The 13,553-nt window shown below is 68.4% G+C and carries 8 protein-coding genes and 1 pseudogene; all 9 read left to right on the top strand.

All coding sequences use genetic code 11. The features are described 5' to 3' along the window. Window positions 1–449 precede the first annotated feature (449 nt). Window positions 450–1,637 (top strand): MarP family serine protease, encoded by a 1,188-nt coding sequence (locus ACYVII_RS16995; protein ID WP_460537290.1) that lies wholly within the window; start codon window positions 450–452, stop codon window positions 1,635–1,637. A gap of 162 nt (window positions 1,638–1,799) precedes the next feature. Next, window positions 1,800–2,987, top strand: a complete 1,188-nt coding sequence (locus ACYVII_RS16990) for an EfeM/EfeO family lipoprotein (RefSeq protein WP_460537288.1) — start codon at window positions 1,800–1,802, stop codon at window positions 2,985–2,987. Continuing rightward, a complete protein-coding gene (gene efeB, locus ACYVII_RS16985; RefSeq protein WP_460537286.1) occupies window positions 2,984–4,258 on the top strand; it encodes a Dyp-type peroxidase in 1,275 nt (424 codons plus the stop codon). The genes ACYVII_RS16990 and efeB overlap by 4 nt, the downstream gene beginning before the upstream one ends. A gap of 55 nt (window positions 4,259–4,313) precedes the next feature. Next, window positions 4,314–6,101, top strand: a complete 1,788-nt coding sequence (locus tag ACYVII_RS16980) for a phospholipase C (protein ID WP_460537284.1) — start codon at window positions 4,314–4,316, stop codon at window positions 6,099–6,101. 67 nt (window positions 6,102–6,168) lie between these two features. After that, a complete protein-coding gene (locus ACYVII_RS16975) occupies window positions 6,169–7,095 on the top strand; it encodes an aldo/keto reductase (protein ID WP_460537282.1) in 927 nt (308 codons plus the stop codon). Between the two features lie 186 nt (window positions 7,096–7,281). Next, window positions 7,282–8,070, top strand: coding sequence for a ThuA domain-containing protein (locus ACYVII_RS16970; protein ID WP_460537280.1), 789 nt, complete (start codon window positions 7,282–7,284; stop codon window positions 8,068–8,070). After that, on the top strand, window positions 8,067–9,101 hold the full coding sequence (locus ACYVII_RS16965; RefSeq protein WP_460537278.1) for a Gfo/Idh/MocA family protein: 1,035 nt from the start codon (window positions 8,067–8,069) through the stop codon (window positions 9,099–9,101). The genes ACYVII_RS16970 and ACYVII_RS16965 overlap by 4 nt, the downstream gene beginning before the upstream one ends. 143 nt (window positions 9,102–9,244) lie before the next feature. Beyond that, window positions 9,245–9,838 carry a MarR family winged helix-turn-helix transcriptional regulator gene (locus ACYVII_RS16960; protein ID WP_460537276.1) on the top strand — a complete coding sequence of 198 codons (594 nt, stop codon included), beginning with the start codon at window positions 9,245–9,247 and terminating at the stop codon, window positions 9,836–9,838. Beyond that, a pseudogene (locus ACYVII_RS16955) lies at window positions 9,835–13,491 on the top strand (ABC transporter ATP-binding protein); the annotation flags it as partial. The gene ACYVII_RS16960 and the pseudogene ACYVII_RS16955, both read left to right, overlap by 4 nt. Window positions 13,492–13,553: the final 62 nt, after the last annotated feature.

The raw sequence follows: 13,553 nt of genomic DNA, 5'->3' as shown, positions 1-13,553 counted from the left end.
TCGGCAGCAGAAACAGCTGATCCAGATCCCCGGAACGCACATTCACACCCACACCTAATTATCCCCTGACCAGGGAATAAACCGGCTCGACTCACCGAAACGAGACCCAGATTCATGCGACAGCCTGCGCTCTGTTGGTACCACCATCGCACCATCGAAAGCTCCGGATGGCAGGTGCGGATGAGTGCCGGAGTTCCCGAAGTGAGACCACCGGTCTGGATCGATCGCGATCGGGTATGGCGACGGGCCTCGAAGTCTCGGGCGCTGGCAAGCGGAGTACGACGGGGGCTGAGCTCGAGCGCCGGTGAACCACCCCCGATCGGACGCCGGCCGATGTGAACATGACGCCGATGCGCTGCTGACAACGAGGAGCGCATCCCACAGAAGCAACTCAGCCGGTCACCGTGCACTCCAGCACCCGCACAGCAACACCGGCGAAAATCGGTGTCGTGGAGATCGCCGTCGACATCGTGCTCGCGCTCGCCGCGGTCGCCGCTATCGCGGTCGGCTGGCGCCGCGGAGCCCTGGTCACCGCGCTGTCCATGGTGGGGCTCGTCGCGGGCCTCTGGATCGGACTCCTGCTCGCCCCGGTGATGGTCGGATGGGCGATGCCGCTCGGCCACGGCAGCATGATCGCCCGCACGGTTCTCGCGGCCGTAGTCGTGCTGGTGTGCGGAGCCGTTCTCTACGGCGTGGCATCCAGCCTCGGCGCCGTGCTCCGCGGACGCATCGGCCGACGCGGCGCCCTGAACGGCATCGATGCGACGGGCGGTGCGATCGTCGGCCTCGTCGCCTGGGCGGCCGTCGTGTGGCTCGTCGCGGGGTTCGCGCAGTCGTCGTCGATCTACCCGGCCTCGCAGCTGGCATCCGCATCCCGCATCGTCACGGTGCTCGACGACATTGCACCGGTGCCGCCCGCCACAGCCCTCGGCGCGCTTGACGACGCGCTTGCCGGCGCGGGCCTGCCCAAGGTCTTCTCCGGCAACGAGACGATTCCCGACACCGCTGCCCCCGACTCGGCCATTCCGGCCGCCGTGCAGGCCGAGTCGCGGAGCGTCGTCAAGGTCGAGGCGGTGCAGTCCAGCTGCTCTATGGAGTCCAGCGGAAGCGGCTGGGTGGAGGCATCCGGCATCGTCGTCACGAACGCCCACGTCGTCGCGGGCTCCTCATCCGTAGAGATCGTGTCGCAGGATGATCGCTCGTACCAAGCATCGGTCGTCGCGTTCGACCCGGACCGCGACGTCGCCGTGCTGAGGGTCCCCGGCCTCGGAGCGCCGGCGCTCCGCATGGGGGCGACACTGAACGCGGGAGATCCGGCCGTGGTCGCAGGATTCCCGGGCGGCGGCCCGTACACGCTCGGCGGGGCGCGGATCCGCGGTGAGCTCACGGCCGCAGGAACCGACATCTATCAGCACGACTCGGTCGTCCGTGACGTGTATTCGCTGCGTGCGATCGTGCGGCCGGGCAACTCCGGCGGTCCGCTGTTCGACGACCAGGGCGACGTGGTCGGCATGGTGTTCGCCCGTTCGACGACGGATACAGACACCGGCTACGCGCTCACCCTCGGCGAGGTGCGCCCCGTGCTCTCCACCGCGGGCCCGACGCCCGTCGCCACCGGGGTGTGCACGTCGGAGTGAACGGGATGCTCGCCGCGGCGCTGGCGGCACGGCCGTCGGCTCAGCCTCGACCAACCGGTCTACCCGCACTCGCAGGCATCCGAACGAGCACTCGCTGAACACTGCGTGAACTCGATGAACGGCCGGTGAACCGGCCCGAATCCGGTGCCAGCATGGCATCCCGTGCGGCAAGGGGCGAAGTACGGAGCGCTGGCGGGCGCGGTCGTCGTCATCGCTGCGGGCGTCGTGCTCACGGTGCTGATGCGCTCGCAACCCGCTGACGAGCATCCGGATGCCTACGCCGTCGACGCGGGCATCTCGAGCTGCGGCACCGGCTGGGTGCAGCCCACGGCAGGTGTGCAGATATTCGACGTCAGGAACACCTCGATCGCGGGCATGGAGGTCTACCTGCAGTCGGCGACCGCGAAGGATGTCTACCTCGACCTGGAATCGCTCGGGGCCGGCACCACGACGCGCGGCCAGGCCACGCTCGGCGCGGGCCGGTACCGGTTCGTCTGCCTTCCGGCCGACGCCGATCCCATCGCCGGACCGGTCGTCACCGTTTCAGGCGCGAAGCGGGTCGCGAACGCAACCGCGGGCATCCCACCGGTGACGCAGAACGACCTCATCCCCGCTTCGAAGCAGTACGGCGCCTGGATCGAGAGCCGGCTGCCCGTGCTGCAGGCTGAGACGGACGCGCTCGCCGGTGACGTGACATCCGGCGACCTCGGCAAGGCCAAGGCGGACTGGCTCAGCGCGCACCTCGAGTACGAGACGCTCGGAGCCGCGTACGGTGCGTTCGGCGATGCCGACACGGCGATCAACGGCATGCCCGCCCCCGGTCGCAACGCACTCGATGATCCCGACCTGACCGGGTTCCACAAGATCGAGGCACTGCTCTTCTCCGGTGCGTCGGCATCCGCGATTGCGCCCTACACGTCACAACTGACGAACGACGTCGCCGCCCTGCGGGCGGACTTCCCGAACGCCCGCATCGACCCGCTCGACATCGGCCTGCGCGCCCACGAGATTCTGGAGAACGCCCTGCAGTTCGAACTCACCGGTGAGACGGACGCCGGCAGCCACACCAACCTCGCCACGCTCGACGCCAACCTCACCGGCACGACGCACGCGCTCGAGCCGTTGCGGGGCATCCTGAAGACCCGCTACCCCGACCTGACGAAGACGGATGCCGCCATCGCGGCCACGCAGCGGCTGGTCGAGTCGTTCCGGGGTGCGGATGGGTCATGGCGGGCGCTCGCGGACCTCACCACCGCGCAGCGCGAGCAGCTCGACGCGCACGTCGACGAAACACTCGAACTGCTCGCGCCGATCGCGGCGATCTGCGACGTGCGGAGGCCGGCGACGTGACGGCGGAACTCGCCCGCCGCGGCTTCCTTCACGGGCTCGTGGGAGCCGGCATCGCCGCACCGATAGCTGCGGTTGGTGCGCATGCCGCCGCGGCGACGTCTGTCCGCGCGGGCGCTCCGACGCCGGCGAGCGATGCGGAGACGACCGAGACCGCGGCCGCCGGCCCCGCCGCCTCGTACCCGTTCCACGGCACCCACCAGGCGGGCATCCTCACCCCGGCGCAGCGCAACGCGACGTTCGCCGCCTTCGACCTCACGGCATCCGGTCGGGTCGAGCTCGCGGACCTGATGAAGGCGATCACCGACCGGGCGCGATTCCTCACAGCGGGTGGAACGCCGCAGACCGTCGGCATCACCGCACCGCCCGCCGACTCCGGCGTGCTCGGACCGCAGGTGCCGGCGGACGGGCTGACCGTGACCGTCTCGTTCGGGGAATCCGTCTTCGACGACCGATTCGGTCTGACCGATCTCAAGCCGCACCGGCTGCGCACGATGGAGGACTTCCCGAACGACGATCTGGACCGCGCGACCTGCGACGGCGACGTGCTGCTGCAGCTGTGCGCGCACAACCCGGACACCGTGACGCACGCCCTGCGAGCCATCGCTCGGGCGACTCGCGGCGCGATGCAGCTGCGCTGGCGCAAGGACGGATTCGTCTCGCCACCCCGGCCGTCGGGAACGCCGCGCAACCTGATGGGATTCAAGGACGGCACCTCGGCACCCGCGCTGGCTGCGGCATCCGCTCCCGACGAACTGGTCTGGACGCATGCCGGCGGCATCGAGCCGAGCTGGGTGGAGGGCGGCTCGTACCACGTGGTGCGGATCATCCGCATGCTCGTCGAGTTCTGGGATCGCGTCTCGCTGCACGAGCAGGAGAACATGATCGGCCGCCGCCGCGACTCCGGCGCCCCGCTGACCGGCACGCACGAGCACGACGATCCGCGGTACGAGACCGATCCGACGGGCGATGTGATCCAGCTGGATGCCCACATCCGGCTCGCGAACAACCGCTCGCCCGAGCAGGCGAAGCAGCAGATGCTCCGCCGTGGCTACAACTACGACTCCGGAATCGAGGTGAACGGCAACCTCGACACCGGGCTGATCTTCGCGTGCTTCAACCAAGACCTCGAACGGCAGTTCGTGACCGTGCAGAAACGGCTCATCGACGAACCGCTCGCCGACTACATCTCGCCGACCGGCGGCGGCTACTTCTTCGCGCTGCCGGGCGTGCGGCACAGAGCCGACTGGTACGCCAGCGGGCTGCTGGCCTGAGCATCCTGACGGATCGCGCGGCCGACAGCATCCCTTCCCGACGAAAGGAACACGAATGCCCACGGTGTTCGGGCGGCGCACACTGCGCGTCGCCGCCATTCCGGTCGCGCTCGCCGCGATCGCGACGACGGTGGCCCTCGCGGTGCCGGCGTCCGCCCATCAGCCCGACCACTCCGCCAAGACGACGACGCCGATCAAGCACCTGGTGGTGCTTTTCGACGAGAACGTCTCGTTCGACCACTACTTCGGCACCTATCCGAACGCAGCCAACGCCGACGGCACGTCGTTCACCGCCGCAGCGGGCACCCCGGCCGTCGACACGATGCAGAGCGCCGGACTCATCGCATCCAATCCCAACGCGTACAGCCCGCAGCGCCTCACGCCCGAGCAGGCCGTCACGTGCGATCAGAACCATGGCTACAGCGCGGAGCAGAAGGCGGTGAACGGCGGTGCGATGGACAAGTTCGTGGAGAACACGAGCAAAGACACCTGCACCGGCATGTACGGAAGCCCCGGGCTCGCCATGGACTACTACGACGGCAACACGGTCACGGGTCTGTGGAACTATGCCCAGAACTACGCGATGAGCGACAACGCCTGGGACACCGTCTTCGGTCCTTCCACCCCCGGCGCCCTGAATCTCATCTCCGGGCAGACGCACGGCGTCACCTCCATCGATCCGAAGACCGGGCAGCAGACCGCGACACCGGATGCTTACACCGTCGCCTCGCCCGACGCGAAAGGTGTCGGGACGGTGATCAACGATCCCGACCCGGCCTATGACGACTGCGCCGACAACAATCACACGTCGGCCAACGCGCTCGCGTCGCTCTCAGGCAAGAACATCGGCGACCTGCTCAACGCGAAGAACGTGACGTGGGGATGGTTCCAGGGCGGATTCGCCCCGACCACGAAGTGGGACGGCACGAACGGCCACTACGCGGTGTGCGGTGCGAAGTCGACGAACGTGGCGGGAGCGGCATCCGCCGACTACTCGCCGCACCACAACCCGTTCGCGTACTACAAGTCCACCTCGAACCCGCACCACCTGCCGCCGACGAGTGACGCCGCCATCGGGCACAGCGACCAGGCGAACCACCAGTACGACCTGACCGCGTTCGACACAGCCCTGAAGCAGAACAACCTGCCGGCCGTGTCGTTCCTCAAGGCGGCGGAGGCGCAGGACGGCCACGCCGGCTACTCCGACCCGCTCGACGAGCAGAAGTTCCTGGTCAAGGAGATCAACGCCATCCAGCAGTCGCCGTCGTGGTCGAGCACCGCGATCGTGATCAACTACGACGACTCCGACGGTTGGTACGACCACGTCGCGCCGACCATCCTCAACGGATCGAAGGATGCCTCGAACGACTCTGCGATCTGCACCACGTCGTCCGCCCCGGCGGCCGGCGGATATGCGGATCGGTGCGGGCCGAGCCAGCGACTGCCGTTCCTCGTGATCTCGCCGTTCTCCAAGCAGAACTACGTGGATCACACGAGCATCGAGCAGACGTCGATCACGAAGTTCATCGAGGACAACTGGTCGACCGGACGCATCGGCGACTCCTCGTTCGACGAGCGCGCCGGCTCACTGGCAGCGTTCTTCGACTTCAAGCACCCGCAGCAGCGCGCCGTCGTGCTCGCCGACGATGGGTCGGTCGCGAAGGTGATCCCGGTGCACGTCGGATCCGGCAACGGCAACGGGAACGGCGGTGGGAACGGCAACGGCCACGGCGAGGGGAACGGCAACGGCCACGGCGGTCACTCGTCTCCTGGTCAGGGGAGCGCGGATGCCGTCACGTGGCTCTTCGACCGGATCAGCTTGCTGCTGAAGCACCCGTTCTGAGCCCGAGCTCCGGGTCCGGTCGCCTCGATTGGACCCGGAGCGCGCTCCGGCCGCAATCATGGAAGACATGAAGACCATCACCCTCCCGAACACCTCCATCGAGGCCAGCAACGTCATCCTCGGCCTCATGCGCATCCGCGATCTCGACGACGAGCAGATCCGCACCCTCGTCGGCACCGCCCGCGACGCCGGCATCGACTTCTTCGATCACGCCGACATCTACGGCGGCGACCACGCGTGCGAGCGGCGCTTCGGCGACGCGGTGCGCTTCACCGGAGCCGAACGCGAGCAGGTGTACATCCAGTCGAAGGTGGGCATCCGGAACGGATTCTGGGACTTCTCGAAGGAGCACATCCTCGAATCGGTCGACGAGTCCCTCGCCGCGCTGCGCACTGATTATCTCGATGTTCTGCTCCTGCACCGCCCCGACACCCTCATGGAGCCGGACGAGATCGCGGATGCCTTCAGCACACTCCACGACGCGGGCAAGGTGCGCCACTTCGGCGTCTCGAACCAGACGCCCGGCCAGACCGAGTTGTTGAAGCGCTCCGTGCGGCAGCCGCTCGTCGTGAACCAGGTGCAGCTGAGCATCACGCACGCCAACCTCATCGCGCAGGGAATCGCCGCGAACATGAACGGTCTCGACCAGTCGGTCGACCGCGACAACGGCATCCTCGACTACGCCCGCCTGAACGGCATCACCCTGCAGGCGTGGTCGCCGTTCCAGAAGGGATTCTTCGACGGCGTCTTCCTCGGCGACCGCGAGAACTACGCGGAGCTGAACGACGCGATCGACGAGATCGCGGCATCCTATGGCGTGACGCCCACGGCCATCGCCGTCGCCTGGATCACCCGCCACCCGGCGAACATGCAGGTCGTGCTGGGCACGACGAACCCGCAGCGGGTGAAGGATGCCGCAGCCGGCTCCGACCTGCCGCTCACTCGACCCGAGTGGTACCGCCTCTTCACCGCGGCCGGCCACACTCTTCCGTAGCGCACCGGCCCTTGCACCACCCCGCGCGCCCGCGTACTCTTGCCGACGGTTCGAATCGATTCGAGGTGTCACCCCTTCGGCTCAGGTCGCAGTTTCTGTCGCCTCGCCGGACTCATCGCGACGAAAACTGCGACCTGAACGGCGCAGACGATCGAACATCCCATCTCTCACGTAACGAGGAGCACCATGCGCATCACCGTGTGGAACGAGAACTTCCACGAGACGACGCAGCCGGACATCGCGGCGATTTATCCGAACGGGATCCACGGGGCGATCGCTGAGGGACTGTCGGCGCGACTGCCGGATGCGAGCATCCGCACCGCGACTCTGCAGCAGCCGCAGCACGGCCTCGACCCGGAGACCCTCGAGGCGACGGATGTGCTTCTGTGGTGGGGCCACATGAAGCACGACGACGTCGACGACGAGGTGGTCGAGCGGGTGAAGCAGCGGGTGCTGGCCGGCATGGGGCTGATCGTGCTGCACTCGGGGCACTTCTCGAAGATCTTCAAGGTTCTGATGGGAACGACGTGCTCCCTGAAGTGGCGCAACGAAGCCGAACGTGAGCTGGTGTGGACGGTGAACCCGTCTCATCCGATCGCCGAGGGCATCCCGTCGCCGCTGATCATCGGTGAGCAGGAGATGTACGGCGAGTACTTCGACGTGCCGACGCCGGATGAGCTGGTATTCGTGAGCTCGTTCTCCGGCGGCGAGGTGTTCCGGTCGGGAATCACGTATCGCCGCGGGCTGGGCAAGGTGTTCTACTTCAGCCCCGGGGACCAGGAGTATCCGGTGTTCTATCACGAGGACGTTCGAGACGTGCTGGCGAACGCGGTGCGCTGGGCGGTTCCGGCGCGCGGCGTCTCGCACGTGCCGGAGGTGGCGAACCCGCCGCGAGACTGGTTTGCCCAGCCCTCCGAAGGCGAGCAGGCGCCGGTGGGAGAGCAGGCATCGGAGCGAGAGGGGGAGCACGCGTGAGCACTCTGAAGGTTGGCGTCGTCGGCGCAGGATGGGCCGGCCAGCAGCACCTGAAGGGCTATGCCGCTCTGGAGGGCGTCGAGATCGCTGCGCTTGCCGCCATGGAGACCGAACAGGTCGAGCTGCTGCAGGCGGAGTACGGCATCCCGGCGACCTTCCAACGCTGGGAAGACATGCTGGACGCGGTCGAGTTGGATGCGATCAGCATCGCGACGCCCACGTTCCTGCACGCTCCGGTGTCGATCGCGGCGCTGCAGCGTGGCATCCACGTGCTCACGGAGAAGCCGATCGCGGCGAACCTCGAGGACGCGCGGGCGATGGTCGAGGCGGCACGGGCATCCGGTCGGGTGCTGCAGGTGGTGTTCAACCACCGGCTGCGTGGAGACATCGCCGAGCTCGGCCGCATCATCGCCTCAGGGGAGCTCGGCACCCCGTATGTGGCGAAGGCCGGATGGTCGCGCCGCGCGGGCATCCCGGGTTCCGGTTGGTTCGCGAAGAAGGAGCTCTCCGGCGGCGGTCCGCTGCTCGACCTCGGCGTGCACGTGATCGACTACGCGCTGCACCTGCTCGGTGAACCGGAGGTGGCGACCGTGTCGGCATCCACCTACGACCAGCTCGGTACGAAGGCGATGGAGGGGTTCGATGTCGAAGACATCGCGATCGCGTTCGTGCGGTTGAAGAACGGCGTGACTCTCACGCTCGAGACCAGCTGGGACAGCTTCTCACGGCACGAGAACGTGTACTGGATGACCGTGTACGGCACCGAGGGCGGCGCCGAGCTGCGCGTGGTCGACTACGTCACCAGCGAGTTCACCGTGTTCCGCAACGAGGACGGCGTGGTCGCCGACTACGACGCGACCCCCGGTGACAACGGGGGACACGACCAGGTCGTCGCCGAGTTCGTCGCGGCCAGCCGCGCCGGCGAGGCGGAGTGGGTGAAGCACGACGGATCCCTCGGCCTGCGCCGCGCCGAACTCATCGACGCGTGCTACCGCTCCGCCGAGACCGGCCACGAGGTGACGGTGGGGTAGCTCGCGGCGCCTGATCTCATCACGAGACTGCACGCCCGCCCCGAGACCGTGGTCATTACCCGCTGTTTCGGGGTGGGCGTGCAGCCTCGCGGAAACGGAGTCGCGCCGCCCCGCAGCTCCGGCTCTCGTTCTACGATGGTTCGGTGCTCGAACTATCTCAACGCGATGCGGATGCCCGTGCCGCGGTCAACGCGCTCACCCGTGCCTCGCGCGTGCTGGAGCGTTCGCTGCCTGAGCTCAGCCTCGCCGACTTCAGGGTGCTCTCCGCCGTGGCGGAGGGTGAAGCACGGGCATCCCGATTGGCGCACCGGCTCGCGCTCGGCAAGCCTGCGATCAGCTCGACGGTGGACTCGCTCGTGCGCCGTGGACTGCTGAGCAAGCAGGCGCACGACGCCGACCAGCGCGCGACGGACCTCGTGCTGACGGCATCCGGCGAGGTCGCACGCTCTGCCGCGGAGCAAGCGCTGGTCGCAGTCGTGACACAGCTCGTCGACGACACCGACGATGCTGTGGCCACGCTGACCGCCCTCGCATCGCTCGAAACCGCGATCGAGCGCCGGCAGGCATCCATCGCCGCCGCGCGACACGCCACGGCGGTAGGCGCTGCCGGGTCTGCGGACCTCGGCGCTGCGACCCGGGCTGTGTCGCCTGCGGACGCCGGTGGAGCGACTCGACCCGTGTCGCAGCCGTCGGAACCCGACCGAACGCCCCGACCATCGGCGGGGGCGACCGTATGACCCAGACGAAGGCACAAGACGGCACGCAGACTGACGCGGAGCAACCGGCATCCGCCCCGGAGACATCCAAGCCGGGATGGCTGCGCCGGCTCGGCCACTACCTGTGGCGTCACCGGGTGAACGTGTCGATCGCGGTGGCGGCGGCCATCCTCGGTTCCGCGTGTCAGGTGGCCACTCCGCTCATCGCCAGGCAGATCGTGGACGGCGTCATCATCGACAAGTCGGCACCGCTGCTGCCCTGGCTCGCACTGCTCATCGGGCTGGCGGTCATCGCGTTCGGCTTCGCCTATCTGCGTCGGTACCGCGGCGGGCGCGTGGCGCTCGACGTGCAGAACGACCTGCGCAACGAGATGCACGACAAGCTGCAGGGCTTGGACGCCGCCACCCTCGACACCATGCCGACGGGCCAGCTCGTCGCCCGCGCGAACTCCGACTCCGCGCTGGTGCAGGGCCTGCTGAACTTCCTGCCGCTGGTCTCGGGCAACGTGCTCATGATGGTGCTCTCGCTCGTCGTGATGTTCGTGCTCTCACCGCTGCTCGCGATCATCAGCCTCGCCGTGCTGCCCGCACTGCTCATCGTCAGCTACCGGATGCGCCGCCGCGTCTTCCCCGCCACCTGGGACGGCCAGCAGAAGGAGGGGGACCTCGCCGAGATCGTCGATGAGGACGTCGGCGGTGTACGCGTCGTGAAGGCGTTCGGGCAGGAACGACGCGAGCTGGAACGTCTCACCGGCACGGCCTCCGCGCTGTACGGATCCCAGATGCGTGCCGTGCGCATCCAGTCCCGGTACCAGCCGCTGCTCGAGGCGGTGCCCGTGCTCGGCCAGGTGGGCATCCTGGCGCTCGGCGGATGGCTCGCCCTCACCGGCAACATCACGCTCGGCACGTTCCTCGCGTTCTCCACCTACATCGCCCAGCTCATGGCGCCCGCGCGGCAGCTCGCGGGCATCCTCACCATCGGGCAGATGGCCCGCACCGGACTCGAGCGCATCTTCCAGTTGCTCGACCTGACGCCGGCCATTCAGGATGCTCCCGGCGCCGTCGACCTGCCCGCCCGCCCCGGAACCATCGAGTTCTCCGACGTCACCTTCGGCTACGAGTCCGAGACACCCGTGCTGCGCGACTTCTCGCTCACCGTGCGACCGGGGGAGCGGGTCGCGCTCGTCGGCGCGAGTGGAAGCGGAAAGTCCACGGTCGGGCGCCTGCTCGTGCGCTACTACGACCCGGACGCGGGTGGTGTGACGATCGGCGGCACGGATGTGCGCGACGTGCGCCTCGGATCGCTTCGGCAGTCGATCGGCATGGCCTTCGAAGACGCCTTCCTGTTCTCCGAGTCGGTGCACGACAACATCGCCTACGGCGCTCCGGATGCCACCGACGACGAGATCGAGACCGCCGCACGGGCGGCGCAGGCTCACGACTTCATCATGGATCTGCCCCGCGGATACGACACCGTGGTCGGCGAGCGGGGCTTGAGTCTTTCCGGTGGCCAGCGGCAGCGGATCGCCCTCGCGAGAGCGATCCTGCGCGACCCGGCCATTCTCGTGCTCGACGACGCCACCAGCGCCATCGACGCCCGCACCGAGCAGACCATCCACGACGCGCTGCGGAGCGTGATGGAGGACCGGACGGTTCTGCTGGTCGCCCATCGGCACTCCACGTTGCACCTGGCCGACCGCATCGTCGTTCTCGAGCACGGCCGCATCGTCGACCAGGGCACGCACGACGAGCTCATCGACCACAGCGACACGTACCGCGCCCTGTTCGGCGCGACGGATGCCGCCCGCCGCGGCGACATCGACGCGCTCGCGGGTGCGGAGCTCGACGTCGCCGCCGACTCTGACGGCGATGTCGACTCGGCGTCCGGCCACGACCGACCGTCAGGACGGCGGCCTCCCAGCTCCAGCGCGCCCGCGCGCCCATCGGGTGCGGCGCGCGCCACAGGCATCGGCATGGGCCTCGGCGGCGGAGGCGGCGGCATGCGCGGCATGGGCGCAGGCCTCGCGCCCACCCCCGAGCTGCTGGCGCGGGTCGCCGCGCTTCCGCCGGTGAAGGACTTTCCCGAGATCGACCTCGACCGCGAGTCTCGTCACGAGCGCGACTTCTCGCTGGGAAAGGTGCTGGGCGAGTTCCGCCGCCCACTGCTCCTCGCGCTCGTGTTCGTCGTGATCGACGCGTTCATCGGTCTCCTCGGGCCGGCCGTGGTCAAGACGGGGATCGATGACGGCGTCACCAGAGGCGTTGCAGCCGTGCTGTTCGGGGCATCCGCTCTCTATCTCGTCATCACGATCGCCGACCTCTTCAACGGCATGGCCGAGTCGTTCGTCACCGGACGCGCGGCGCAGCGCATCATGCTGTCGCTGCGCATCCGCGTGTTCGCACAGCTGCAGCGGCTCTCGCTCGACTACTACGAGCGCGAGATGGCCGGCCGCATCATGACGCGCATGACGACCGACATCGACCAGTTCGAGTCGCTGCTGCAGAACGGTCTGCTCGGCGCCTTGGTCGCCTTCGTCACGTTCGTCGGCGTCGGGGTCGCGCTCGTCATCGTGGATGCCCCGCTCGGCCTGGCCGTGCTCACCGTCGTGATTCCGCTGGCCATCGCCACGATGTGGTTCCGGCGGCGCTCGTCGCGGCTCTACGACCTCTCCCGGGAGCGCATCGCCATCGTCAACGCCGCGTTCCAGGAGAGCCTCTCGGGGGTGCGCGAGTCGCAGGCGTTCACGCACGAGGAGGCGACCATGCGCCGCTTCCACGGGCACGGCAGCGCCTACCTGCGCTCCCGGGTCGCCGCGCAACGGCTTGTCGCGATCTACTTCCCGTTCGTGCAGTTCCTCTCAGCCATCGCCGACGCCATCGTGCTCGGCCTCGGCGCCGCGCTCATCGCGCAGGGCAACCTCACGGCCGGAGCCCTCATCGCGTTCCTGCTCTACATCGACATGTTCTTCTCGCCGATCCAGCAGCTCTCGCAGGTGTTCGACGCCTGGCAGCAGACCCGCGTCTCGGTGTCGCGCATCTCCGGTCTCATGAAGCTTGAAACGCTGACGCCGCAGCCGGAGCATCCGGTCGACGTTCGGCACCTGACCGGCGACGTCGCGCTCGACGACGTCCACTTCGCCTACCCGACGGGTGCGGTATCGGCCGAGCTGCGCGGACCTCGGGATGCCCACGACCCGCTGTCCCGCGACGCGGCCGTTCGACGACCGCAGGAGGCGCTGGCCGGAATCGGTCTCGGTATCCGTGCGGGCGAGACGGTCGCGCTCGTCGGCGAAACCGGGGCAGGAAAGTCGACGGTGATGAAGCTGCTCGCCCGGTTCTACGACCCTGACCGCGGCGCCGTTCTGGCAGACGACATCGACCTGCGCAGGCTCGGCCTGGGCGACTACCGGCGCCACCTCGGCTACGTGCCGCAGGAATCCTTCCTGTTCACCGGAACCGTCGCCGAGAACATCGCCTACGGTCGACCGGATGCCCCGGCCTCCGACATCGAGGACGCCGCACGGGCCGTTGGCGCCCACGACATGATCGCGACGCTGCCCCACGGCTACGACACGTTGATCGCCGAACGCGGCAAATCCCTCTCGGCGGGTCAGCGCCAGCTGATAGCGCTCGCGCGTGCCGAGCTCGTCGACCCCGCGATTCTGTTGCTCGACGAGGCGACCAGCAACCTCGATCTCGCCACCGAGGCGCGGGTGACGGATGCCATGCATCGCCT

The organism is Humibacter ginsengiterrae, from assembly GCF_054780115.1.
This window is presented reverse-complemented; position numbering and strand designations above follow the sequence as displayed.

Coding starts and splice junctions, on each gene's coding strand:
- ACYVII_RS16980 (WP_460537284.1), top strand. CDS start 4,314: ATGCCCACGGTGTTCGGGCGGCGCACACTGCGCGTCGCCGCCATTCCG.
- ACYVII_RS16975 (WP_460537282.1), top strand. CDS start 6,169: ATGAAGACCATCACCCTCCCGAACACCTCCATCGAGGCCAGCAACGTC.
- ACYVII_RS16970 (WP_460537280.1), top strand. CDS start 7,282: ATGCGCATCACCGTGTGGAACGAGAACTTCCACGAGACGACGCAGCCG.